Raw genomic sequence first — 23,720 nt, forward strand, 5'->3', positions numbered from 1 at the left:
CGATCGACTTCGTGCGGGTCCAACTTCGCCCGCGGAGTAGATGCCGAGTACATCTTGAGATCAACCAGCCTCCGCGAACTGGCTGGTGCCGACACGCTCCGTTGACCGTAGCCAATCGAGTACGACATCACGGTCGTAGACAACGGTCTTGGCGGTCGGCTTGAAGTACGACGGCCCGCTGCCACTGAACCGCATCTGCGCGAGCTTCGCCCTGGTCATTCCGGGGATCAGCTCGCACACCTCTTCTGGTGCGAGGAGATCCCCGAATCCACTACGCGTCATGTGACACTCCTTTAGTTTGTCCAGCCCGGATTTTTAACGCTACTTCAGTGTACACACCATTTCGATTTGACCGCAACCACTTCGTCACGCCCAATAAGCGTTACCTTGGATCCATGCCACATCCAGCCAAGGTGACGCGAAACGTTGATCAGACCTTCGGGGCAACCCTCCGGGAGGCGCGAGAGAAGCTTGGATTGTCACAGGCCGCTCTCGCCGAGACGATGCAGGGACTCGGTTTCGACTTTCAACAGCAGACGATCTACAAGATCGAGTCAGGCAACCGCAGGGCCACGATCGGTGAGGCAGCCGGGTTTGCGCGGGCTCTGCAGATCGACGATCTGAATACGCTGGTTTACGGCAAGAACTCCCTTGAGGTCACCCTGGTTCTGCGCCCAGTGGTGGCCGCGTCTGACGACCTTTTCTTCACTGCCCAGCGGCTCATGAAAGCACAGCTGACGCTCGGAGAGTTCCTCAGCGCCATCGATGACATCGAGGATCTTCCCGAACGTCAGGTTGAAAAGCTGCGCAATGCGCTTCGCTTCGACGCAGTGGAGATTGCCGCGGAAGCGAAGTCTTTCGCACTGCGACAGCTCGAGGAGTCCGAGATGGACGAACCATTCAAGGCGATCATCCGAGCGGCGTGGCAGTCCACCGGTGGCTAAGAGAGTTGTTCAAAACGTTTACTCGTATGCCGCGGTCAAGTCGCCTACGGGCCTTCTCTGGCGAGCGCGCTACCGTTCGCCGTCCCACAAGATCATCGAGAAACGCGGGTTTGCTGACAGGGACGCCGCTGAGGCGTGGCTGACCGCAGAGAAAGCAAAGCTGAACACTGGCGAGTGGACTGACCCGCGGAAAGCTCGGGTCACGGTGGGCGCGCTGGCGCCAGCGTGGCTGGCGCTCAAGAAGACGAAGCTCAAGCCTTCGTCGTTTGCGCCGCTGGAAGCATCCTGGCGGAACTATGTCGCACCGCGATGGGCCGACGTCGAGCTTCGTCGCATCGTCAACAGTGAAGTGGCCGAGTGGGTCGGTGCGATCGAGAAGTCCCCGACGATGACGATCAGGGCTTACGGCGTCCTGAACGGAATTCTGAAGCAAGCGGTTCGTGACGGGCGGATCCCCCGCAACCCGGCAGCTGACATAGATAATCTGCCGCGCAAGGTGTCCCGACGTGAGCACCGCTACCTTGCACCACAGCAACTACACGCCGTAGCAGACGCCTCAGGGAAGCACAGAGCGCTTGTGCTCATGCTCGGGTACTGCGGACTGCGGTGGGGCGAAGCGATCGCACTAAGAGGCCAGGACGTCGACCTAGCACGCCGTCGACTCTTGGTGCGTCGGAACGCAGTAGAGACGCTCGGCACGATTCACGAGGGAACCCCGAAGACGCGCGCCGGCGCGAGACAGGTTCCGATTCCGCGGATCGTGGCTGATGCTCTGGCATCCGTGGTCAATGGCGATGACGACCTAGTGTTCCCCGGCCCGCACGGTAGCTATATGCGACGCGTTCGCGCTTCGGAGGGATCGAAGTCCTGGTGGAAGTCGGCGTTGCGAGCAGCGGGCGTCGAGCCGATGGTTCTACATGCACTGAGACACACCGCAGCCTCTATTGCTGTGAGTGCTGGCGGGAACGTGAAAGCCATCCAGCGGATGCTCGGTCACGAGTCCGCAGCCATGACGCTCGACATCTATGCGGATCTGTTCGACGACGACATCGACACGCTTTTGGATCGCATCGATGCGCTTGCCAACGCCGTGGTTGATGGCAAAAGCGTGGCAGATTGAAAAAGGAAAGGCCCGAATCCCAGTGTTTCCAAGGGGATCGGGCCTTTCTTGAGTGCGGAGACGAGGGGATTTGAACCCCTGGACCCCTTAAAGAGGTCTCCACCTTAGCAGGGTGGTGCACTAGGCCGGACTATGCGACGTCTCCAGGCATCCTCGCCCGAAAGCTCGGATGCACCTAGCCATCGTAACGGATTCCGCGGCATCCTACGAACCGGGACCGAACCCGGTCCGATCCCCGCCGGATTCCCCCGCTCGCCTTGCCCGACACCCGGCACGTACGGCAGGATTGAAACGTACCAATCCGGGCGATGGCCCACCTCGTGCAAGGACGCATCATGACGTGGAACCGCCCCGAACGCGACGAGCGCACCCTCGGGGACTGGACGATCGAGCGCCGCGACGATGAGCTCGCCGACCTGCAGTGGCGAGGGCATCGGGTGCTCCGCAGCATCCGCGCCGTGGTGCGCGACGGCGACTGGAACACCCTGCCCCTGACCGTCGGCGAGATCACCGGCGACGACTCGCGCCTCGAGATCGCCGTGCGCACGACCGAGCCTGCGTTCGGGGGCGTGCTCCGCGCCACGGCCGACGCCGCCGAACTCGCCATCACCCTCGACCTGCGGGCGACGCGCGACGTCGACACCAACCGCACCGGACTCGTCGTTCTGCACCCACCTCAGGTCGCGGGAGCCGCCCTGCAGGTCGGCCACTCCGACGGCACGACCGAGCAGACCGCGTTCCCCGAGCGCATCAGCGCGCACCAGCCGGTCGTCGATATCACGTCCCTCGGCTGGACGCACGACGGCGCCGCGATCGACCTGGCGTTCGTCGGCGACGTGTTCGAGATGGAAGACCAGCGCAACTGGACGGATGCCTCGTTCAAGACCTACAACCGGCCACTCTCGCTCCCCTTCCCCTACCGCGTCATCGAGGGCGAGCACGTCGTGCAGGCCCTCCGGATCCAGGTTGAGGAAACGGCGGATGCCGAGATCCGCGCCGTTTCCGACACGATCCGCCTCACCCCTGCCGGCCCCTTCCCGTCGGTCGGGGTCGCCGCGGCATCCGCCCCCGATCCCGCTCCGGTCGTCGACCCCGTCGGCACGACCCTGCTCGTCGAGCTCGACCTCGCGAGTCGCGACTGGCGGGCGGCCATCGCCCGGGCCTCCACCTCCGGTCTCCCCCTCGACGTGCGCTTCGTGATCGACCCGGCGGCGCCCGAGAAGATATCGGATGCCGTCGCCGCCCTCGCGGGCATCGACCTCGTGCGCGCCACGGCCTTCCACCAGGTCAGCGATGCCCGGCACGTCTCAGACGGCGAGGCGATCGATCTGCTGCGCGCCGCCCTCGCCGCGCACGGCCGCACGCCCGCGGTGATCGGCGGCAGCCGCTCGCACTTCACCGAACTCAACCGCGAGCTGCACCGGCTGCCCGACGACCTCGACGGGATCGCGGTCACGGTCACCCCGCTGTTCCACTCGGCCGACACCGAGCAGATCGTCGAGTCCGTCTCGATGCAGCGCCTCGTCGCCGAAGAGACCGTCGTGCGCGCGGCCGGGCGCCCCGTGCACATCGGCCCGGTTTCGCTCCGCCCCCGCTTCAACGACGTGGCCGCCTCCGCCCAACCGCTGTCGCCGCATGACGACCTGCGCGACGGCTACGGCCCGCAGTTCACCGGAACCGACGACGACCGCCAGCAGGCGCCCGAACTCGCCGCCTGGACGATCGCGAGCGCCGCGGCCCTGGCCGTGCCCGGGGTCACCTCGCTCGTGTGGTTCGAGGAGTGGGGGCCGCGCGGCATCCGCTCGTCCGACGGAGAGGACTTGCCCGTCGCGTCCGCCCTGCACGCGCTCGCCGCCCTCGCGGCGCGCGACGGCGCGACGCTGCTCACCGGACCCAGCCCCGACGGGCTCCTGTGGGCGATCGGCGCCCGCACCGACGCCGGCGACGACATCCTCGTGGCCAACATCGCCGACGAGCCGCGCTCCCTGCACATCTCGACCGACCGCGGCGAAGCAGCCGTCGCGCTCGCCCCTTCCGCCTTCAGCCGCATCTCCCTCCCCCGAACCGAGGACCCGCACGCATGATCGACACCTGGAAGTCCGACCTCCGCACCTACGTCACCGAGCACGCGACGCAGATGACCCGCGAGCCCTCCGGCGTGCTCGCCCACCCGTACACGGTGCCCAGCTCGCCCGACTCCCCCTACTACTCGAACGCGCTGTGGGACTGGGACTCCTGGTTCATCAGCGTCGTGCTCGGCCAGGTCGAGCTCGAGACCGGCGAGGCGGGACGCTTCGGCCCCTACGAGGAGGGCACGATCCGCAACTTCCTCGACCACACCGACGCCGACGGCGTGATGCCGCTGCTGCTCAAGCCCGAGGGTCCGCTGCTGCACGGCGACCCCTCGCGCGCCGCCGGGTTCTCGCAGAACATGCACAAGCCGATCATCGCCCAGCAGGCCGCACTGCTCAGCCGTCGCCGGGGCAGCGCCGAGTGGATCAGTGACGGTATCCCGGTGATCCAGTCGTTCCTCGAGCGCTACCTCGAGAGCCACATCCACGCCGAGACGGGCCTGGCGTATTGGCAGACCGATTTCGCGATCGGCGTCGACAACGATCCCTCGGTCTACTACCGCCCCGACCGCAGCACGGCCTCGATCTACCTGAACTCGCTGCTCTACCGCGAACTGCTCGCCTTCGGGTCGCTGCTCGAAGACCTCGACCGGCTGCCCGAGGCGAACCGCTGGCGCGGACGCGCGCAGGACCTCGCCGATGCGATCAACACGCACCTGTGGGACGAGCGCGACGGCACCTACTACAGCGCCGACCTGGCCTTCCGCGAGATCGACGGCGACGACTGGCTGCACAGCGGCGCTCCGCGATCGTGGTCGGCGCTGCTGCTGCGGGTCGACAACTGGTCGAGCTTCCTGCCGCTGTGGGCGGGGTTCGCGTCGCAGGAGCAGGCCGAGCGGATGCGCGAGCGCCTGCAGGACACTCGCACGTTCCGGGCGAACTTCGGGGTGCGCACCCTGTCGCGCCTCGAGAAGCCTTACAACCTGCGTGCTTCGAACAACCCCTCCAACTGGCTCGGACCGGTGTGGGGCATCAGCAACTACCTCATCTTCCGAGGCCTCGAGAAGTACGGCTTCGCCGACGACGCCCGCGAGCTCGCGGAGCAGACCGTCGAGCTGTTCGGTCGAGACCTCGCCACGACAGGATGCCTGCACGAGTTCTACAACCCCGACACCGGGGAGGCGATCATGACGCGCAACTTCCAGAACTGGAACTTCCTCGTGCTCAACCTCATCGCGTACCTCGACGGACGCCCGGTCGTCGCGGAGTTCTGAGGCCGCGCGGGCGGGCCAGGGCTCAGGCCGTCGAGGCGCGCGCGACGAGTTCGGGCTGGAACACGATGTGCTCGGGCGCACGGCCCGGGTCGTCGGCGCTCTCGAGCAGCAGGCGCATCGCCGTCTCGCCCATGAGGTTGCTCGGTTGCCGCACCGACGAGAGGGGCACGGCCGCAGCCGCCGCGAAGTCGATGTCGTCGAAGCCGATCAGAGCGACGTCCTGGGGCACGCGGATGCCGTTCGTCAGCAGTCCCTGCAGCACCCCGAGCGCCACGAGGTCGTTGGCGCAGAAGATCGCGTCGGGGCGTTCCGACGCCGCGAGTGCGGCGACCTGATCGCCCGCGAGACGACCGGCGTCGACCGTCGACGCCACCGAGGGAAGCGTGTCGAGCACGGCGCCGGGCACCCCCGCGATCGCGCGGCGTGCACCGCCGAGGCGGTCTTCCACCTGACGCATGTCGAGGGGGCCGCCGGCGAAGAGGATGCGACGACGACCGGTGTCGAGCAGGTGGCGAGCCGCGAGGTACCCGCCGGTCTCGTCGTCGACCGAGACGCTGCTGAACGAGTCGTCGGCGCCGCGCCGGTCGACGAGCACGGCGGGGATGCCCCGGTCGCGCATCCGGCGCAGGCGCGGTCCCGCCTCCTGATAGGGCGAGAGCAGGATGCCGCGCACGCGCTGCTGCTCGAAGAGGTCGATGTGCCGGGCCTCCTGCGCGACGTCCTCGTCACTGTTGGCGAGCACGACCGAGAGTCCGTGTCGGGCGGCTTCGCGCTCGGCGCCGCGGGCGAGCTCGGTGAAGAACGGGTTGCGCACGTCGAGCACCACCAGGCCGACCATCAGACTGTGCCCCGCGCGCAGTTGACGGGCGGCGTCGTTGCGCACGTACCCGAGCTCGGCGATCGCCTCGTGCACGCGCCGGACGGAGTCCTCTTTGACGCGGTCGACGTGGTTGAGCACGTTCGAGACGGTGCCCACCGACACCCCGGCGCGGTCGGCGACGTCGCGGATGCTCGCGGCCACGGTCATGCCCTCCCGGTGCTCGCGCGCACCACGAGCTGGGGTTCGAACATCCGATGCGGCGCGGCGATCGCGTTGCCGCCGATCGCATCGAAGAGCAGGTCGACCACGGCGATGCCGAAGCCGTCGTGGCGGCCCATGACGCTCGTGAGCGGGATGAGCGAGGCCTCCGCGAACTCGATGTCGTCGTAGCCGACGATCGCGGTCTGCCGCGGAACCTCGACCCCGCCGGCGACGAGCGCGTTCATGATGCCGAGCGCGAGGAGGTCGTTCGCGGCGAAGATGCCATCGGGCATCATGTCCGACGGGCGCGAGAGCAGCGCCGCTCCGATCCGCTTGCCGCCGCGCACCGTGCGATCGGGCTCGTCCATCACCTCGAGCGTCGCCGCCCCGAACTCGCGCACGACCTCTCCCGCACCGGCCAGACGCCCCGAGACCTGCGGGATGTCGAGCGGGCCACCGACGAACAGCAGGCGACGGCATCCGACCTCGATCAGGTGCTGCATCGCCTGGCGCCCGCCCGAGACCTCGTCGAGCGAGACGGAGGGCTGCTCGTCGGACTGCCCGCGCTGGCCGACCAGCACCGAGGGCGTGCCGCGACGGCGCACCTGCGCGAGGCGGTCTTCAACGGGCAGGTGCGACGACATGAGCAATCCCTGCACGCGGTACTGCTCGAAGAGCTGGATGTAGTCGTTCTCGCGGTCGCGGCTTCGGTGAGAGTTGGCGAGGAACACGGTGAAGCCGAGCTCGCTGGCGCGCAGCTCGACGCTCTCGGCGATCTCGGCGAAGTACGGGTTGCTCACGTCGGGCGCGATGTAGCCGATCGCACTGCTCACCCCGAGGCGCAACTGCCGACCGGCGTTGCTGGGCACGAACCCGAGCGAGTCGATCGCGGCGCGGATGCGCTCGGCCTTGTCGGCCGAGACGCGGTCGGGGTGGTTGAGGTAGTTCGACACGGTACCCACGGCCACACCCGCGAGCACCGCCACGTCACGGATTCCGACTCGGGCCATGCGCGGCCTCCTTCGGCTCGGTGATCGATCAGTCACTTTACCGGCTCCTCTGCGACGCACCCGGAGCGGCACACGCACGCTCAGCCACGGCGTTCCCAGACCGGTTCGTCGGCGATCGCGTCGACGCGCTGCACGTCTCCGATCAGGTCGATCTCGATGGCCTGCCCCTCGTCCGCGGCATCCGCGGCCACCCGTAGCACGATGCGACCGGGTTCGACGATGCGATGCCCCGCGACACCGGTGAAGGCGAAGGCGGCAGCGGGGATTCGCACCCGCCACGTCTGCGCCTCCCCCGGGGCCAACCGCACCTTGTGGAACGCGACGAGCTGGCGGAGAGGACGCACGACCTGCGCCGCCGGGTCGCTCGCGTAGACCTGCAGCACGTCGGCTCCCTCGCGGTCGCCCGCGTTGCGCACCGTGACCTCGGCCTCGACGACGCCGTCGACGGCGACCCGGGTCTCTGCGACGCTCAGTCCGTCTCGCACGAAGGTCGTGTACCCGAGGCCGTGGCCGAACGGATGCCGCGGCGTCGGGTCGGCCGAGCTGACGCCGGTGAGCGATCCGAGCTTCGGGGCGAGGTAGCTGCCCGGCTGCGGGGTGCCCGGCCGGGGCATCTGCACGGGGAGACGGCCCGAGGGCGAGGTGACCCCGAGGAGAGCATCCGCGATGGCCGGCCCGCCCTCCTGCCCGGGGAAGAACGCCTGCACGACGGCCGCGCAGCGGTCGGCGGCGGCGCCGAGCGCGTAGGGGCGACCGGTCAGCAGCACGAGCACGACCGGACGACCGGTCTCGACGAGCGCGTGGAGCAGCTGCTCCTGCACCCCGGGCAGACTCAGGTCCTCGCGGTCGCAGCCCTCGCCCGACGTGCCGCGTCCGAACATCCCGGAGTCGTCGCCCATCACCGCCACGACCACGTCCGCGGCGAGCGCGACCGCGACCGCCGCGTCGATCCCGGAGACGTCGTCGTCCATGACGGCGCAGCCCTCGACGACATCGACCTCACCCGGCCAGCGCCCGCGCAGCGCCTCGGCGACCGTGGGCGCGGCGATCAGCGTATCGACCTCGGGATGCCGGGGCAGCACGTGCTTCACGAAGGAGTAGCACCCGAACACCGCCCCGAAGCGGTCGGCGTTCGGACCGACGACGGCGAGCCGTGGGGTGCGCCCTGCATCGAGCGGCAGAACACCGTCGTTCTGGAGCAGCACGATCGAGGCATCCGCCATCTCGCGCGCGAGCGCGCGATTGGCCGCGGAGTCGAGGTCGACGGTCGCATCGCCCTCGGGTGCGGCCGGCTCCAGCAACCCCAGATCGCGCTTCTGCCGCAGCACGCGGCGCAGAGCGCGGTCGACGAGCGACTCGTCGATCCGCCCGCTCTCGACCGCGGCGACGAGCGGCGCGAGGTAGTCGGAGCCGGTGGGGAGTTCGACGTCGATGCCGGCCGAGAGCGCGAGCACCGCCGCGTCTTCGCCATCGGCGGCGACCCCGTGCATCGTCTCGAGGAACCGCACGGCGAAGTAGTCGGCGACCACGGTGCCGTCGAAGCCCCAGCGGTCGCGCAGGATGCCGGTGAGCAGGTCGGCGGATGCCGCGGCCGGAACCCCGTCGACGTCGTTGTAGGCGTTCATGACCGAGCGGGCCCCCGCGCGGATCGCCCGCTCGAACGGCGGCAGGTGGACATCGGCGAGTTCGCGCAAACCGACCGAGACCGGCGCGTGATTGCGGCCCGCCCGCGACCCCGAGTACCCGGCGAAGTGCTTGAGCGTGGCGACCACCCCCGCCGATTCGAGGCCGCGCACGTAGGCACTGCCCACGACGCCGACCGTGAACGGGTCTTCGGCGATGCACTCCTCGACGCGTCCCCAACGGGCGTCGCGCACGACGTCGAGCACGGGGCCGAGCCCCTGATGCACGCCGAGCGCGCGCAGGTCCTCGCCGATCCGCCGGCTGAGACGTTCGGTGAGCGCCGGGTCGAACGCGGCGCCCCAGGCCAGCGGGGTCGGGTAGGTCGTCGCTCCCCAGGCGAGGACGCCGGTGAGGCACTCCTCGTGCACGAGAGCGCGGATGCCGGTGCGCTCGGTGAGAGCACTCTGGCGGCGGCGCAGCTCGGCGGTGCCCGCCTCGACCGTGATCGGCGTGGTTCCCCAGTGACGCGTGAGCTGGCCGAGGCCGTGCGCGGCGAACTCCTCGACGTGCATGCCGTCGGCGATCAGCTGATCCTGCATCGGGGCGGCGTTGTCGTCGCGGCGGGCGCCGGCCCACAGCCCCACCAGCTGGGCCGTCTTCTGCGCGAGCGTCATCTCGGCGATGAGTCGATCGACCGCGTCGTCGACGACCACCTCGTCGTCGACCGCGGCTGATTGTGACGTTTCAATGCTCATGGATTCATCCTTGCGCATCCGCCCGACGGCCGCCGAACTTCCTCACCGCGCCTCAGAACAGTTTTCGTTTGACAGGCCACAGATCTCCCCCTAACATCAGTTTTGAAACGTCTCAATAACGAGATATCACTTTCAAGGAGGAAATGTGTTCACAGCAGAACGGCGGCGCCTTCGCAAGCCGCTCCTCAGCGTTGCCGCTCTGGCCAGCGCCGGGGTTCTCATCCTCTCCGGCTGCGCCGGTGACAGCGGATCGGGTGCGACCACCTTCGAGTTCCTGAAGAACTCCGAGAACACCACCACGCAGCCGGTGCTAGAAGCCCTCGCCGGCGACCAGTGCGCCGCCGAAGAAGAGGCTATGCCCCTCGAGTTCAACTCGGCACCGCAGGCCGACCTCGACGCCCAGGTGCAGCTGCTCGCCACGCAGGACGAACTGCCCCCGATCTTCTCCGCCGGCGGCAACCCCTCCGAGGGCGCGAAGCTCGCCAAGGGCGGCTACCTCGTCGACTTCGACGAGAAGCTGACCGAGCTCGGCGTGCGCGACAAGATCGCCGAAGGCGCCGTGTCGACCATCAAGAAGCTCTACGGCGGCGAGTTCAACTTCCTGCCGTTCCAGTACAACATCGAGGGCATCTGGTACAACAAGCAGATCTTCGAGGAGCAGGGCTGGGACGTCCCCGAGAGCTGGGACGACCTCACCACCATCGCCGCCGAGGCCAAGGCCGCGGGCTACACGCCGTTCACGGCATCCGGCGAGCAGGGCTGGCCCATCACCCGCCTCATCTCGAGCTACCTCTTCCGCTCGGTCGGTGACGACGCGCTCGAGAAGGTCGCGTCCGGCGACGCCAAGCTGACCGACCCCGAGTACGTGGCCGCCGCGCAGGCGATCGCCGACCTCGGCGCCGAAGGCTACTTCGACGCGAACGTCACCTCGCTCGACATCGACAGCTCCTACAACGAGTTCCTCACGGGCAAGGCCGCCATGATCTACATGGGCAGCTGGATCCTCGGCAACATCAACGGAGACGGCAACCAGATCGGCGCCGACAACGTCGGGTTCTTCAACTTCCCGGCCGTCGAGGGTGGCAAGGGCACGCCCGACGCCTACCCGTCGAACGTCGGCCTGCCGGCCACGATGAGCAACGCCGCCTACAACGAGGGCACCGGCGCCTGGCTCGGCTGCATCGCCGAGAACTACGGCAACGAGGCGCTCGAGCAGGGCCAGATCACCGGCTTCATCGCCGACGACGCCGACGTCGAGCTGCCCGCGATCTCGCAGACGATCGCCGACGAGATCTCCACCAGCACCGACAGCGTGCTGTGGTTCGAGGCGCTCTTCAACGCGAAGGCGAGCAACATCTCGTCGACCAACGCCGCGCTGCTCGTCACGGGCCAGCTCACGGCCGAGGAGTTCATGACCCTCGTCCAGGACGCTCTCGACGCCGGTTGATCCGCACCGGCTCCGCGCACTCGTACCCGGAGTGCGCGGAGCCGGTTCTCTCGTCTCACCCCCTCTACACCCGAAAGGCCGCCACGCATGAAGTCCGTCCTCGGCGACCGGAAGACGATCCTGCTGCTGCTCCTGCCGGCACTGGTCATCTATACGCTCATCACCATCGTCCCCGTGCTCTGGTCGTTCGGCCTCACGTTCTTCACCGGCAGCATCCTCGAAGGCTTCGAGTTCAACGGCATCGAGAACTTCCAGCGGCTCTTCTCCGACCAGTACGTCGCCGACGCCTTCTGGTTCACGATCCGCTACGCGCTGCTGACCACCCTGTTCCAGGTCGTGCTCGGCTTCGGACTCGCGCTGCTCTACCACTTCGTGCTCCGCCGCTCCTCGGTCATCGTCCGCACTCTGGTGTTCTTCCCCGTCGTGCTCCCGACCGTCGCGATCGGCATCCTGTACCAGAAGCTCTTCCAGTCGGCCCCCGGCGACGGCCTCGTCAACGAGCTGCTCGTGAACGTCGGCCTCAGCAACATCGACTGGCTCGGCGACGGCGCGACCGCGTTCGTCGTCATCGTCATCATGGACGTCTGGCGCTCCGCCGGCTTCTACGGCATCCTCGTCTTCTCCGGCCTGCTCGACATCCCCGACGAGATCATCGAGTCGGCCCGTCTCGACGGCGCGAAGTCGTTCAGCCTCTTCCGCTACATCGTGCTCCCGATGTCGCTGCCGATCCTCTTCGCCTCGATGATCTTCAGCATCAACGGCACGATCAAGGTCTTCGACTCGGTCTTCGCCCTCACCGGCGGCGGCCCCGGCAACGCGACCACGCCGCTGACGATGTACATGTACCGCACGGCGTTCCAGTACAGCGACTTCGGCTACGGCTCGACCGTCGCCCTCGTGCTCACGATCATGTGTCTGCTGATCACGCTCGTCATCTTCCGCTCGTCGCGTCGCGACAACACCGTCTGAGGACAGCATCATGACCACCACACTCGACACGACGGCCGTTCCCAGCGCGAAGGCGTTCGTCCCGCACCGCCGCGGTCCCGCAGCGATCGCCCTCGGCATCCTGCGCAAGATCCCGACCTGGCTGACCATCGCGGTGCTCGTCATCGTGACGGCCTACCCGCTGTTCTGGATGTTCATCAACTCGCTGAAGTCGAACAACGAGTTCCTCAACAACCCCTCGTACACGCTCCCCGAGAACTGGCGATGGGACAACTACGCCGTCGCCTGGGAGACCGGCAACCTCGCCACCACGATCACGAACTCGCTGATCGTCACGGTGCCGTCGCTCGTGTTCATCGTGCTGCTCGGCACGGCGGCGGGCTACGCGCTCGAGATCATGGTCTTCAAGGGCCGCGCCTCGGTGCTGCTGCTGTTCCTGGCGGGCATCATGATCCCCGGGCAGATGATCATCCTGCCGCTGTTCAACGCCTTCTCGAAGATGGGCCTCAGCGGCTCGTACCTGCCGATGATCCTCATCTACGTCGCGGGCGGCCTTCCGCTCACGGTGTTCATGATGGCGACGTACTTCCGCGCGATCCCCCGCGAGATCTTCGAAGCCGCGACGATCGACGGCGCCTCGATGCTGCGTTCGTTCTTCGCGATCGGCCTGCCGATGATGAAGAACGCGATCTTCACGGTCGCGATCGTGCAGTTCTTCCTCATCTGGAACGACCTGCTCATCGCCCTCGTCTTCGGCGGCAAGAGGAGCCTCAACACGATCCAGGTCGGGCTCCTCAACTTCTCGGGCGAATACGGCGCGATCAACTACGGCCCGCTGTTCGCCGCGATCTGCGTGACGGTGTTCGGCATCCTGATCATGTACCTCTTCCTCAACCAGCGCATCATGAAGGGCCTCGCGGCCGGCGCGGTCAAGGGCTGAGACCCGCGACGACGAAGGGGGCGGATGCTGCGGCATCCGCCCCCTTTCGCGTCCCCGTCCGGGTGGTGAGGGGTCACGACACGCCGCGCGCGGCCACGCGCCAGCGACGTGTCTCGACTCCTCGCTTACGACGAGGTCGCCGAGTCCGTCGAAGCCCCCGCCCGCGCACCAACGGAGGAGAACTCGCGAAAGGGAGGAGCGAATCCGCGAAACGCTCCTCCCCTGGGTGAGATCTCCTCCCGAACGGTGCAGTCCCGAGCTTCGTTCGCTCCGGGCTTGCGCGCGAGGGGTCAAGACACGCAGCGAGCGGATGCCACAACGCGGCGTGTCTTGACCCCTCGCGAGTGGGGCACTGAGGTCGACCAGACAGTGGGTCGCTGAGCCTGTCGAAGCGTCCCCTCCGAGAGCGTCAGGCGCGGTCGTGGAGGGTGACGTGGTAGCCGTCGGGGTCGGCGAAGGTGAAGGTGCGCCCGAACGGTCCGTCAATGGGTGCGGCGACGATCGTGCGCCCATCGGCGACCAGGGCGTCGTGGATGCTCTGCACATCCGTCGCGTGCAGCCAGAGGGCGACGCCGATGCCGGGCTGCGCCGCTGCGGCGAGATCGGTTCCGGGCACGATGTCGCGCAGCGCGAACGCGATCGGCGTGGTCGTGAAGACGACGGCGTGCGGAGGCCCGGCGGGCGAGCGCACGAGGCCGAGGTACTTCTCGTAGAACGCCTGCGAGGCGTCGAGGTCGCGCGTCTGCAGAGAGATGAAGTCGGGGCCGGTGACGGGCATGGGATACTCCTTCGATACGTGTCAGTTTTCTGACATGCATCAATCTATGTCAGAATACTGACATGAGTCAAGACGGCATCCACCTGCCGACCTCCCTCGGGTATCTGCTGAAGGAGGCTGCGAGCGCCCTGCGATTCGCGATGGAAGAGGCCCTGCGCCCCCTCGACATGACCATCACGCGATACTCCTGCCTCGAACTACTCGCGCAGCGCCCCGGCCTCTCGAACTCCGACCTCGCCCGCGGCGCCTTCGTCACCCGGCAGTCGATGAACGTGCTGCTGCAGCAGCTCGAACGCGAGGGGCTCGTCGTGCGGGCATCCGAAGCCCCGGTCGGTAAGGCGCTCCCCACCGACCTCACGCTCGCCGGGCGCGACCTGCTCGCGCAGGCGACCGCCGCGGTGCGCGCGGTCGAGAAACGGATGCTGTCGAGCATGAGCGCCGACGATCAGCAGGTCGCGTTCCACCTGCTCCAGGGCATGGTGCGGTCGCTGCGCGCGGACACAGGCACGTGAGCGTCAGCGCCAGTCGTACCGGGCGCGGAACCCGAGTTCGTCCTGGATGCGGCGGGTCGACATGAGCGATCCGAACTCGGCGAGATCCTCGGCCACGGGAACGCCGGGGAACCACCGTTCCGCGACCTCGCGCGAGGGCGCCGCATTGCCCGACTCGGGAGCTGCGACGTTGTAGACGCGGAACCCGGGGGTCGCCGCCTCGAGCGCGAGCGCCACGGCTTCGGCTCCGTCGCGCGCGTCGACCCACGACCCCAGCAGGTCGCGGCGGTAGTCGGGCTCGGATGCCGCGGCGAAGGTGTCGTAGGCCTCGGGCGCGACGACGTTGGTGAAGCGCAGCGCGGTGATCGAGGCATCCGGATGCCATCCGACGAGCTGCGCGGCCATCGCCTCTTCGACGACCTTGCCGAGGCCGTAGGTGTTGAACGCGCGCGTGTAGGTCTCGTCGACCGGGAGCGACGGCGGCGCGACCTCGAAGGGGAAGCCCATGGCCGTGATGCTCGACGCGAGCACGACGGTGCGGATGCCGGCGCGATGCGCGGCGAGCAGCACGTGCGAGGAGACCAGCACGTTGTTCTCGAAGGTCGCGGCATCGGGCACGAGCCCGTTCACCGGAATCGCGGCGAGGTGCACGAGTGCGTCGATGCCCTCATGGCGCGCAGTCACCCCGAGCAGCGCGTCGAGCGTCTGCCCGTAGTCGGTGAGGTCCACGCGCGTGAAGCCCGCCCCGGCGGGGCCGGCGAGGTCGAAGCCGATGACCTCGGCTCCCCCGACGCGCAGTCGTTCGACCGTCGCGCGACCGAGCGTGCCGCTGCTTCCTGTGACCGCAATGACCATGGGGGACCTCCGCGTCCGAGTCTGGCACGTGATCGACCTCGCCGACCTCCATGCCCTAGTATTGAAACGTCACAATTCTAACGCGATTCGCTACGACAACGCTTTGTCTGCGTCTCTGAAACGTTTCGAAATCTTGGGAGTGTCCAATGCCGGCCACCGTATCCGCCGTTCGCTTCGAGCATCACCGCGAGCCCCTGGGCATCGGCGAGTCACGCCCGCGCCTGTCGTGGGTGATCGACACCGCTCCCACCGGATGGACGCACGCCGCCTCCCGCATCGAGATCGACACCGATGGCGCCGTCGAAACCTTCGAGATCGACTCCGACGCGCAGGTGCTCGTGCCGTGGCCGGGTCGGGCACTCCACTCGCGCGCCCGGGCATCCGTGCGCGTGCGGGTGCGCGGCACCGACGGCGAATGGAGCGACCCGAGCCCCTGGGCCACGGTCGAGACCGGACTGCTGCACCCCGAGGATTGGACCGCGGGCCCCATCGGCGCGATCTGGAACGAGAACCCGATGCGCGACGACCGCCGGCCCGCGCTCGTCCGCCGCGACTTCACCGTGCGCCCCGACCTCGTGCGCGCCCGCCTCTATGCGTCGGCCCACGGTCTCTACCAGGCCGAGATCAACGGCGAGCGTGTCGGCACCGACGTGCTCTCCCCCGGCTGGACCGTCTACCGCGAGCGCCTGCGCTACTACACCTACGACGTGACAGACCTGCTCGCCGAGGGCGACAACGCGATCGGCGCGTGGCTCGGCGACGGCTGGTACCGCGGTCGTCTCGGGTGGCGCGGCGGCTTCCGCAACGTCTTCGGCGACGATCTCTCCTTCATCGGTCAGCTCGAGCTCACCTACGCCGACGGCACGACCGAGACCGTCGCAACCGACACGCGGTGGCGGTCGGCGCCGAGCCCGATCCTGCACTCGGGAATCTACGACGGCGAAACCTACGACGCCCGCGAGGAGCTGCCGGGGTGGAGCCGCGCGGGGTACGACGACGGCGACTGGCAGCGCGTGCAGCTGCGCCGCCGCGACCCCGCGACGCTCGTGGCACCGACCGGCCCGCCCGTGCGCGTGACCGAGGAGGTGCACCCGGTCACCGTGCTGCGCACCCCGGCCGGCAAGCGCGTGCTCGACTTCGGGCAGAACCTCGTCGGCGTCGTGCGCCTGCGCTCCACGGCCGCCGCGGGCACGACCGTGACGCTCCGCACCGCCGAGGTGCTACAGGACGACGAGCTCTACACGCGCCCGCTGCGCGACGCGGTCTCGACCGACGTCTACACGTTCGCCGGGCGCCCCGAGGGCGAGGAGTGGGAACCGCGCTTCACCTATCACGGCTTCCGCTACGTGGAGGTCGACGGCTGGCCCGGCGACATCGATGCGGATGCCGCGGCCGGCGCTCTCGTCGCCCGCGTGCTGCACACCGACATGGAGCGCACGGGCTGGTTCGAATCCTCGAACCCCCAGCTCGACCGCCTGCACGAGAACGTCGTCTGGGGCATGCGGGGAAACTTCGTCGACATCCCCTCCGATTGCCCGCAGCGCGACGAGCGCCTGGGATGGACCGGCGACATCCAGGTGTTCGCGCCGGCAGCATCCTTCCTGTACGACTCCTCCGGCATGCTCGCCGGCTGGCTGCGCGACCTGGAGGCCGAGCAACTGCCCGACGGCACCGTGCCCTGGTACGTGCCCGTCATCCCGGCCGACACCATGTGGACCCCGCAGCGCCCGGGTGCCGCCTGGGGCGATGCCGCGACCATCGTGCCGTGGACCCTGCACCGCCGCTTCGGCGATGAGGGCGTGCTGCGCGCGCAGTTCGACAGCGCCCGCGCGTGGGTCGATCTGCAGGCCGAGATCGCGGGTCCCTCGCGGCTGTGGGACACCGGGTTCCAGCTCGGCGACTGGCTCGACCCTGCTGCTCCCCCGCACGACCCGGCCGACGCCCTCACCGATCGCTACCTCGTCGCCTCGGGCTACTTCGCGTACTCGGCACGGCTGGTCGCCGACATGGCCGCGACGCTGGGCGAGACGACGGAGGCCGCGCACTACACCGCCCTCGCCGCCGAGGCGAAGGCGGCGTTCATCGGCGCCTATGTGGGCGACGACGGGCGGATGACCTCCGACGCGCAGACCGCCTACGCGCTCGCCCTCGAGTTCGACCTGCTCCCCGACGAGCTGCGCTCCCCCGCCGCCGCCCGGCTCGCGGCGCTCGTGCGCGCCGGGGGCAACCGCATCGGCACCGGGTTCGTGGGCACGCCGCTCGTGACCGACGCCCTCAGCGCGAACGGTCAGCTCGACGCCGCCTACGACCTTCTCCTCGAGAAGGAGTGCCCGTCGTGGCTGTACCAGGTGGGCATGGGCGCGACGACGGTCTGGGAGCGCTGGGACTCGATGCGCCCCGACGGCTCGGTGAACCCCGGGTCGATGACCTCGTTCAACCACTACGCGCTCGGCGCCGTGGTCGACTGGATGCACCGCGTGGTAGCCGGCCTCGCCGCCGATGCCCCGGGCTACCGTCGCATTCGCGTCGCGCCGCGCCCCGGCGGAGGGCTCACCTCGGCATCGGCCCGACACCGCACCCCGTTCGGCGAGGCCGCGGTCTCGTGGCGGATCGACGCCGGCGTGCTCCACGTCACCGCCGAGCTGCCCGTCGGCACCACCGGCGTGCTCGCCCTCCCGGGACAGCCCGAGGAAGAAGTCGGGCACGGCACGCACACGCGTTCCGTCGCGGTCGACAGAGCGGACGCCGACGCCACCGACTCCGCCGCGGAGGTGACCGCATGACCCGCGTCGCCTTCCTGCACACCGGGGCCGTCGTGATCGCCCCGGTCGTCGACGCCGCCCGCGCGGCCCTGCCCGACGCGACGTTCGTGAACTACCTCGACGACCGGATCGTCGCCGATCTGGGCGACGCGGAGCGCGCGGCATCCGTCGCCGACCGTCTCGCGCACCTCGCCGGCGCCGCGCGCGATGCCGGAGCCGACGTCGTCATGCTCACGTGCTCGTCGATCTCGGGCTACGCGGCTCCCACCGCCGAGCGTGCCGGCATCCCCGTGCTGCGCATCGACGAGGCGATGGCCGATCGGGCCGTCGCCACGGGCGAACGCATCGCCGTGATCGCCACCCTCCCGACCACCCTCGCCCCGACCGTCGCGCTGCTGCGCGAGCGCGCCGCGATCGCCGGTGTCGAGCCGACGATCCTCGACGAGGTCGTCGACGGGGCGTTCGCCGCGGTCTCGGGAGGGGATCGCCCGCAGCACGACGCACTCGTCGCCGCTGCGATCGAACGCCTGGCCGCCCACGCCGACGTCGTCGTGCTCGCCCAGGCCTCGATGGCCTCGGCGGCCGAGAGCGCCCGCGTCACCGTGCCGGTGCTCACCAGCATCGCGCCGGGGGTCGCACGACTCGCCGAGCTGCTCGCGAACGACGATCCCGATACCCGCACCGCGACCCCGGAGGACGCCCGATGACCACCGGCATACGACCGCGCACGCTGACTCCGCTCGGCACCGACCACGCTCGCTGGGCGAGCGGTTTCTGGGGCGCCGTGCAGGAGCGCACCCGCGACGTCACCGTTCCGTCGATGTGGGACTCGCTCCGCGATCCCGCCGTGAGCGCGGGGCTGCGCAACTTCCGCATCGCCGCCGGCCTCGAGCCGGGCGAGCACGTCGGACCGCCCTTCATGGACGGCGACTTCTACAAGTGGATGGAAGCCGCGATCGCCCAGCTCGAGGTGCGCTCCGATCCGGCCCTCGCCGAGACGATCGACGAACTGGCACGACTCATCGCCTCGGTGCAGCGCGCCGACGGGTACCTGCACACGCCCACGCTGATCGCGGCGCTCGGGCCGGCGGCGGCCACCGACCTCGCCGACCGGTTCCACTTCGAGACCTACAACCTCGGCCACCTCATCACGATGTGCGTGCGCCATCACGAAGTCACCCGATCGCCGCTGCTGCTCGATGTCGCCGTGCGCGCCGCCGGGTACCTCGAGGATCTCGCCGAGAACAAGCCGGTCGAGCTCGCCCGCAGTGCGATCTGCCCCTCGCACTACATGGCCGTGATCGAGCTGTACCGCGCGACCGACGACCGCCGCTGGCTCGGGCTCGCCCAGGCGTTCCTGCGCGTACGCGACGACTTCCAGGGCGGTGACGACAACCAGGATCGCCTCCCCGTGCGCGAGCAGTACGTGGTCGCCGGGCACGCCGTGCGGGCGAACTACCTGTACGCCGGGCTCGCCGACCTCGCTCTCGAGACCGGGGACGCCGACATCCTCGAGGTGCTCACGCGGCTCTGGGACGACGTGATCGACACCAAGCTCTACATCACCGGAGGTTGCGGCGCGCTCTACGACGGCGCCTCGCCCGACGGGCATCCGTGGCAGGAGCAGATCAGCCGCGTGCACCAGGCCTACGGCCGCGCGTATCAGCTGCCCCACACCACCGCGCACGCCGAGTCGTGCGCGAACATCGGCATGATCCTCTGGGCAGAGCGGATGCTGGCGCTCACCGGCGAGGCGCGCTTCGCCGACGTGATCGAGCAGATCGCCTTCAACGCGCTGCTCGCCGGGATCAGCCTCGACGGCACCTCGTACTTCTACACGAACCCGCTGCGTCAGGTGCGCGAGCTGCCCTTCGAGCTGCGTCGTGCGGGCGACACGGGCCTGCACCCGGTGCCCGCCCCGCCGAAGTCCGACGAGCGTCTGCGCGAGCGGTACCTCAGCTGCTTCTGCTGTCCGCCGAACACGACCAGGACACTCTCGCGGTGGCACGAGCGTGCGGCGTCCGTCTCGGAGGCCGGTCTGCACGTGCACCAGTACGGCGGCAGCGAACTGCACGCCGTGCTCGACGACGGGCGGATGCTCGCGCTCACCGAACACAGCGACTACCCGTGGGATGGACGGATCGTCTTCACCGTGACCGCGGTCGAAGCGGGCGGACTGCCCGTGCACCTGCGCATCCCCGGATGGTCGTCGGATGCCGCGCTCACGGTCGCGGGCGAACCCGTCGCGGCGAGCGCTCCCGGAACCTACACGCGGATCGATCGGCCCCTCGCGGTCGGCGACGAGATCGTGCTCGATCTGCCGATGCCGGTGCGCGTGCTGCGCGCCCACCGCCTCGCCGAGGAGGCCGCGAACCAGGTCGCCGTGCAGCGCGGTCCGGTCGTCTACTGCGTCGAGGAGGCCGACCTCCCCGATGACGTTCTGCTCGAACAGGCGGCGCTGCGCCGCGGTGCGACGTTCGGCACCGAACGGATCGAGATCGACGGGCAGCGCCTTCTCGCCGTGACGACGACGCTCCAGGCCATTCCCGGCACCTCCGACGACGCCCTCTACGCCGACATCGACGCGGCCCCGCTCGTCGAGATCCCGACCCGGCTCGTGCCGTACTTCGCGTGGGGCAATCGCGGCCCGGGCGAGATGTCGGTCTGGCTCCCGATCGTCTGGTGACCCGATGAGCGACCACGTCACCGCGACCTACGTCATCGAGACCTCGCTGCCGCTGCAGCAGGCCGCCGAGACCCTCGCCGGGGAGCAGTCGACCGGCACCTTCGTGCGGGTCGAGCGCGAATCCGACGATCTGCGCGCCCGCTTCGCGGCGCAGGTCGTCGACCTCGAGGAGCTGCCCCTCACCGGCGACAGCGCCCTGCCCGGCACCGTCGGTGACCCGGCGCAGCGGCGGCGCGCCCGGATGCGTCTGCGCTTTCCGCTCGACAACTTCGGGCCGTCGATCCCGAACCTGCAGGCGGCCGTCGCCGGCAACCTGTTCGAGATCAAGGAGCTCGCGGCCGTCAAGCTGGTGGACCTCGACCTCCCCGCGGCCTTCGGCGAGCGCTACGGCGGCCCCCGCTTCGGACTCGCCGGCACGCGCGAGCGGATGGGACGCCCGGACGGCGCGCTGATCGGCACGATCGTGAAGCCGAGCATCGGCCTCTCGCCGGCCGATCTCGCCGAGGTGGTGGGAGAGCTGGCCGAGGCGGGCGTGGACTTCATCAAGGACGACGAGCTGCAGGGCAACGGCCCCACCGCGCCGCTCGCCGAGCGGGTGGCCGCCGTGATGCCGGTGCTGAAGCGCTACGCCGACCGCACCGGGCGCATGCCCATGTACGCGTTCAACATCACCGACGACATCCATCTGCTCGAGCAGAACCACGACCTCGTGGTCGCCGCCGGGGGTACCTGCGTCATGGTGTGCATCAATATGGTGGGCCTCGCGGGCCTCGCGCACGTGCGGCGCTTCACGCAGGTGCCGATCCATGGCCACCGCGCGATGTTCGGCGCGATCAGCCGCTCCCCGCAGGTCGGCTTCTCGTTCCGAGCCTGGCAGAAGCTCGCGCGGCTCAGCGGCGCCGACCATCTGCACACCAACGGCATCTCGAACAAGTTCTACGAGTCCGACGACGAGGTGCTCGCGTCGATCGCCGTTGTGCGCACGCCGCTCGACGGGGTGGGCGACACGGTGCCGGTGTTGTCGTCGGGCCAGTGGGGAGGGCTCGCCCATGCGACCCGTCGCGCGGTCGGGTCGTCGGATCTGCTCGTGCTCGCGGGCGGCGGCATCCACGGTCATCCCGACGGCGCCGCGGCCGGCGTCGAGAGCATGCGCGCCGCCTGGGCCTCGGCCGAGCGCGGTGAGACGACCGCGCAGGCGCTGGCGGCATCGCCCGAACTGCGTCGGGCGACCGAGCGTTTCGGGGCGGTCCGTGGCTGATTCGCCGCTGTCCCCGCCGGCCGTCGGCTACTACGGCGACGACGTCACCGGCAGCGTCGACGTGCTGCTGCAGTTCGCCCGGCACGGGGTGCGCGGATGCCTGTTCATCGGCACGCCCTCGGACGCGGCTCTCGCGGATGCCGCCGGCTCGCACGAGGTGGTCGGGATCGCCGGCATCGCCCGCTCGCTCTCGCCGGATGCGCTGGATGCCGAAGTGCGCCCCGCTCTCACGGCCCTGCGCGACCTGTCGCCCCGCATCGTTCAGTACAAGGCGTGCTCCACGGCCGACTCCTCTCCGACCGTCGGGAGCCTCGGCCGGGTGCTCGAGATCGGCCGCGAGGTCTTCGGTTCACGAACCGTTCCGGTGCTCTTCGCCCAGCCCGACTTCGGCCGCTACACGGTCTTCGGCCACCACTTCGCGGCCGAGGGCGGCACCGTGCACCGGCTCGACCGCCAGCCGACCATGTCTCAGCATCCGTCGACGCCGATGGACGACTCCGACCTCGCGGCGCACCTCTCGCGGCAGACCCCGCTGCCGATCGACGGTGTGCCGCTCACCCGGTACTCGACGGCGTCGTCGCTCGCCGCTGAGATCGACGGCTCCCCCACGGCCGCTCTCGTGCTCGACGCCATCGACGACGCGCATCTCGCGCTGATCGGCACGGCGTTGGAAGAGCTGAGTACTGAACGGCATCCGCTCTTCGCGATCGGATCGGGCGGACTCAGCAGGGCGCTCGCGCTCGGGCGTCCGGCATCCGCCCTCGCCGACGAACGCACCGCCGGCGGCCCGGTGCTGGCCGTGTCCGGCAGCCGCTCGCCGCAGACCCGGCGCCAGATCGCCGCGGCGCAGGCGGCCGGCTGGGCAGTGCGCCCGCTCTCCCCGGATGCCGACGCACAGACCGAGGTCGTCGCGCTGTTGCGCGCGGGCCGCAGCGTCGCCCTCTCGTCGGAGGATGCCCCGGCGTTCGCCGGTCATCCCGAGGTACTGGCGGCGATCGCCGATGCGGCGACGTCCGTCATCCGCGGGGCTCTCGGCGCCGGGGCGACCCGCCGCCTGATCGTCTGCGGCGGCGACACGTCGAGCCGCGTCGTGCGCTCGCTCGGCATCGCGAGCCTGTCGATCGCCGCGAATCCCGGCGCGAACGTGGTGGTGCTGCGTGCCCGCAGTGACGATCCCTCGGTCGACGGCGTCGAAGTGCTCCTCAAGGGCGGGCAGGTCGGCGACGACGGGCTGTTCGAGGCGGTGCGGGGTGGGGCTCGCTAGAGCGCGCGTCGATCGGGTGGCGTGCGCAGTTCCTTCGCGATGATCAGAGATGTCGGCACGTGCCCCGCCGCAAGCACGACAGCGCTGGCGGCGATGAACGGATTGCCCAGCAGCCCACTCGCAGCGAGGTAGACCAGCACGGGGAGCGCGGCCATCGGTACCGGCAGCGCCCACGTTCGCCGATAGAGCGAATCCGGGGTGCGCTCGACGACGTACCGTGCCCACAGGGCGTAGTACGCGACCAGCGCCAGCCCGCCGGGCACCGCCCACCACACGCTCATCGCGCCGGGGAGCGTGACGGCCGGCACGACCAGGCACAGCGCTTGGCCGCTGCGCTCCAGCACGGCGAGCACGCCGGGAACTCGCGGTCGGGGGAGCGGCGACCGCGGCGGAAGCAACCACAGCAGAAACGTGGGAGCCAGCACCGCCAGGGAAATACCCAAGCCCCACGGTGAGAATCCCATGGCCACAG

At 69.4% G+C, this 23,720-nt stretch carries 20 protein-coding genes and 1 tRNA gene; 13 read left to right on the forward strand and 8 right to left on the reverse strand.

Translation table 11 applies throughout. From position 1 onward, the window contains the following. Positions 1–60: 60 nt before the first annotated feature. A complete protein-coding gene (locus KZC52_RS07550; RefSeq protein ID WP_247623434.1) occupies positions 61–282 on the reverse strand; it encodes a hypothetical protein in 222 nt (73 codons plus the stop codon). 113 nt (positions 283–395) lie between these two features. On the opposite strand from KZC52_RS07550, the gene KZC52_RS07555 reads away from it, so the two are divergent. Together KZC52_RS07555 and KZC52_RS17555 are read left to right on the forward strand one after the other, a co-directional pair. Next, on the forward strand, positions 396–944 hold the full coding sequence (locus KZC52_RS07555) for a helix-turn-helix domain-containing protein (protein ID WP_247623435.1): 549 nt from the start codon (positions 396–398) through the stop codon (positions 942–944). After that, complete coding sequence (locus KZC52_RS17555) at positions 937–2,064, forward strand: tyrosine-type recombinase/integrase (protein ID WP_247623436.1); 1,128 nt, start codon at positions 937–939, stop codon at positions 2,062–2,064. Before KZC52_RS07555 ends, KZC52_RS17555 begins: the two co-directional genes overlap by 8 nt. Before the next feature lie 55 nt (positions 2,065–2,119). Here KZC52_RS17555 and KZC52_RS07565 read toward each other — a convergent pair. Beyond that, positions 2,120–2,209: transfer RNA gene (locus KZC52_RS07565), tRNA-Ser, on the reverse strand. 190 nt (positions 2,210–2,399) lie between these two features. Here KZC52_RS07565 and KZC52_RS07570 point away from each other — a divergent pair. Further along, the gene (locus tag KZC52_RS07570) at positions 2,400–4,148 is read left to right on the forward strand and encodes a D-apionate lactonase family protein (RefSeq protein WP_247623437.1); all 1,749 of its coding nucleotides are present in this window, start codon (positions 2,400–2,402) and stop codon (positions 4,146–4,148) included. Further along, complete coding sequence (locus KZC52_RS07575) at positions 4,145–5,410, forward strand: MGH1-like glycoside hydrolase domain-containing protein (RefSeq protein WP_247623438.1); 1,266 nt, start codon at positions 4,145–4,147, stop codon at positions 5,408–5,410. Before KZC52_RS07570 ends, KZC52_RS07575 begins: the two co-directional genes overlap by 4 nt. A 22-nt stretch (positions 5,411–5,432) precedes the next feature. Here KZC52_RS07575 and KZC52_RS07580 read toward each other — a convergent pair whose 3' ends face one another. The 3 genes from KZC52_RS07580 to KZC52_RS07590 form a co-directional block, all read right to left on the reverse strand. After that, on the reverse strand, positions 5,433–6,437 hold the full coding sequence (locus KZC52_RS07580; protein WP_247623439.1) for a LacI family DNA-binding transcriptional regulator: 1,005 nt from the start codon (positions 6,435–6,437) through the stop codon (positions 5,433–5,435). Then, on the reverse strand, positions 6,434–7,441 hold the full coding sequence (locus KZC52_RS07585) for a LacI family DNA-binding transcriptional regulator (RefSeq protein ID WP_247623440.1): 1,008 nt from the start codon (positions 7,439–7,441) through the stop codon (positions 6,434–6,436). Before KZC52_RS07585 ends, KZC52_RS07580 begins: the two co-directional genes overlap by 4 nt. Positions 7,442–7,521: 80 nt before the next feature. After that, positions 7,522–9,819, reverse strand: a complete 2,298-nt coding sequence (locus KZC52_RS07590) for a beta-glucosidase family protein (RefSeq protein ID WP_247623441.1) — start codon at positions 9,817–9,819, stop codon at positions 7,522–7,524. A gap of 145 nt (positions 9,820–9,964) precedes the next feature. Between KZC52_RS07590 and KZC52_RS07595 the strand changes: the two genes are divergently transcribed. The 3 genes from KZC52_RS07595 to KZC52_RS07605 all read left to right on the forward strand — a co-directional run bounded on the left by KZC52_RS07595 (position 9,965) and on the right by KZC52_RS07605 (position 13,154). After that, positions 9,965–11,266, forward strand: coding sequence for an ABC transporter substrate-binding protein (locus tag KZC52_RS07595; protein WP_247623442.1), 1,302 nt, complete (start codon positions 9,965–9,967; stop codon positions 11,264–11,266). Positions 11,267–11,353: 87 nt separating this feature from the next. Continuing rightward, positions 11,354–12,235, forward strand: a complete 882-nt coding sequence (locus tag KZC52_RS07600; RefSeq protein ID WP_247623443.1) for a carbohydrate ABC transporter permease — start codon at positions 11,354–11,356, stop codon at positions 12,233–12,235. A 10-nt stretch (positions 12,236–12,245) separates the two neighbouring features. After that, entirely contained in the window at positions 12,246–13,154 is a 909-nt protein-coding gene (locus KZC52_RS07605; protein ID WP_247623444.1) for a carbohydrate ABC transporter permease, read from the forward strand. 409 nt (positions 13,155–13,563) lie between these two features. Here the strand turns inward: KZC52_RS07605 and KZC52_RS07610 are convergent, their stop codons facing one another. Next, positions 13,564–13,932 carry a VOC family protein gene (locus KZC52_RS07610; protein ID WP_247623445.1) on the reverse strand — a complete coding sequence of 123 codons (369 nt, stop codon included), beginning with the start codon at positions 13,930–13,932 and terminating at the stop codon, positions 13,564–13,566. Between the two features lie 62 nt (positions 13,933–13,994). Here KZC52_RS07610 and KZC52_RS07615 point away from each other — a divergent pair, with 62 nt between their 5' ends. Next, on the forward strand, positions 13,995–14,444 hold the full coding sequence (locus KZC52_RS07615) for a MarR family winged helix-turn-helix transcriptional regulator (RefSeq protein WP_247623446.1): 450 nt from the start codon (positions 13,995–13,997) through the stop codon (positions 14,442–14,444). Positions 14,445–14,447: 3 nt separating this feature from the next. Here the strand turns inward: KZC52_RS07615 and KZC52_RS07620 are convergent, their stop codons facing one another. Continuing rightward, the gene (locus KZC52_RS07620) at positions 14,448–15,278 is read right to left on the reverse strand and encodes an NAD-dependent epimerase/dehydratase family protein (RefSeq protein WP_247623447.1); all 831 of its coding nucleotides are present in this window, start codon (positions 15,276–15,278) and stop codon (positions 14,448–14,450) included. A gap of 146 nt (positions 15,279–15,424) precedes the next feature. On the opposite strand from KZC52_RS07620, the gene KZC52_RS07625 reads away from it, so the two are divergent. The 5 genes from KZC52_RS07625 to KZC52_RS07645 are packed head-to-tail and all read left to right on the forward strand — an operon-like array spanning position 15,425 to position 23,248. Continuing rightward, positions 15,425–18,061, forward strand: a complete 2,637-nt coding sequence (locus KZC52_RS07625) for a family 78 glycoside hydrolase catalytic domain (protein ID WP_247623448.1) — start codon at positions 15,425–15,427, stop codon at positions 18,059–18,061. Next, a complete protein-coding gene (locus KZC52_RS07630; protein WP_247623449.1) occupies positions 18,058–18,747 on the forward strand; it encodes an aspartate/glutamate racemase family protein in 690 nt (229 codons plus the stop codon). Before KZC52_RS07625 ends, KZC52_RS07630 begins: the two co-directional genes overlap by 4 nt. Further along, entirely contained in the window at positions 18,744–20,726 is a 1,983-nt protein-coding gene (locus KZC52_RS07635) for a glycoside hydrolase family 127 protein (RefSeq protein ID WP_247623450.1), read from the forward strand. Before KZC52_RS07630 ends, KZC52_RS07635 begins: the two co-directional genes overlap by 4 nt. 4 nt (positions 20,727–20,730) lie before the next feature. Beyond that, positions 20,731–21,984: a RuBisCO large subunit C-terminal-like domain-containing protein gene (locus tag KZC52_RS07640; protein ID WP_247623451.1), complete on the forward strand. Its 1,254-nt coding sequence runs from the start codon at positions 20,731–20,733 to the stop codon at positions 21,982–21,984. Next, positions 21,977–23,248 (forward strand): four-carbon acid sugar kinase family protein, encoded by a 1,272-nt coding sequence (locus KZC52_RS07645; protein WP_247623452.1) that lies wholly within the window; start codon positions 21,977–21,979, stop codon positions 23,246–23,248. The genes KZC52_RS07640 and KZC52_RS07645 overlap by 8 nt, the downstream gene beginning before the upstream one ends. Here the strand turns inward: KZC52_RS07645 and KZC52_RS07650 are convergent. Further along, positions 23,245–23,712: a hypothetical protein gene (locus KZC52_RS07650; protein ID WP_247623453.1), complete on the reverse strand. Its 468-nt coding sequence runs from the start codon at positions 23,710–23,712 to the stop codon at positions 23,245–23,247. The genes KZC52_RS07645 and KZC52_RS07650 overlap by 4 nt on opposite strands. Between the last annotated feature and the right edge of the window lie 8 nt (positions 23,713–23,720).

Origin of the sequence: Microbacterium galbinum (assembly GCF_023091225.1) — a bacterium.
Taxonomy (GTDB): domain Bacteria; phylum Actinomycetota; class Actinomycetes; order Actinomycetales; family Microbacteriaceae; genus Microbacterium; species Microbacterium galbinum.

Bases quoted from the DNA above. Each gene is read 5' to 3' on its own strand.
- KZC52_RS07590 (WP_247623441.1), bottom strand. From the start codon at position 9,819: ATGAGCATTGAAACGTCACAATCAGCCGCGGTCGACGACGAGGTGGTC.
- KZC52_RS07605 (WP_247623444.1), top strand. From the start codon at position 12,246: ATGACCACCACACTCGACACGACGGCCGTTCCCAGCGCGAAGGCGTTC.
- KZC52_RS07620 (WP_247623447.1), bottom strand. From the start codon at position 15,278: ATGGTCATTGCGGTCACAGGAAGCAGCGGCACGCTCGGTCGCGCGACG.
- KZC52_RS07650 (WP_247623453.1), bottom strand. From the start codon at position 23,712: ATGGGATTCTCACCGTGGGGCTTGGGTATTTCCCTGGCGGTGCTGGCT.
- KZC52_RS07635 (WP_247623450.1), top strand. From the start codon at position 18,744: ATGACCACCGGCATACGACCGCGCACGCTGACTCCGCTCGGCACCGAC.
- KZC52_RS07630 (WP_247623449.1), top strand. From the start codon at position 18,058: ATGACCCGCGTCGCCTTCCTGCACACCGGGGCCGTCGTGATCGCCCCG.
- KZC52_RS07615 (WP_247623446.1), top strand. From the start codon at position 13,995: ATGAGTCAAGACGGCATCCACCTGCCGACCTCCCTCGGGTATCTGCTG.
- KZC52_RS07550 (WP_247623434.1), bottom strand. From the start codon at position 282: ATGACGCGTAGTGGATTCGGGGATCTCCTCGCACCAGAAGAGGTGTGC.
- KZC52_RS07640 (WP_247623451.1), top strand. From the start codon at position 20,731: ATGAGCGACCACGTCACCGCGACCTACGTCATCGAGACCTCGCTGCCG.
- KZC52_RS07570 (WP_247623437.1), top strand. From the start codon at position 2,400: ATGACGTGGAACCGCCCCGAACGCGACGAGCGCACCCTCGGGGACTGG.
- KZC52_RS07625 (WP_247623448.1), top strand. From the start codon at position 15,425: ATGCCGGCCACCGTATCCGCCGTTCGCTTCGAGCATCACCGCGAGCCC.
- KZC52_RS07585 (WP_247623440.1), bottom strand. From the start codon at position 7,441: ATGGCCCGAGTCGGAATCCGTGACGTGGCGGTGCTCGCGGGTGTGGCC.
- KZC52_RS07575 (WP_247623438.1), top strand. From the start codon at position 4,145: ATGATCGACACCTGGAAGTCCGACCTCCGCACCTACGTCACCGAGCAC.
- KZC52_RS07610 (WP_247623445.1), bottom strand. From the start codon at position 13,932: ATGCCCGTCACCGGCCCCGACTTCATCTCTCTGCAGACGCGCGACCTC.
- KZC52_RS07600 (WP_247623443.1), top strand. From the start codon at position 11,354: ATGAAGTCCGTCCTCGGCGACCGGAAGACGATCCTGCTGCTGCTCCTG.
- KZC52_RS07580 (WP_247623439.1), bottom strand. From the start codon at position 6,437: ATGACCGTGGCCGCGAGCATCCGCGACGTCGCCGACCGCGCCGGGGTG.
- KZC52_RS07555 (WP_247623435.1), top strand. From the start codon at position 396: ATGCCACATCCAGCCAAGGTGACGCGAAACGTTGATCAGACCTTCGGG.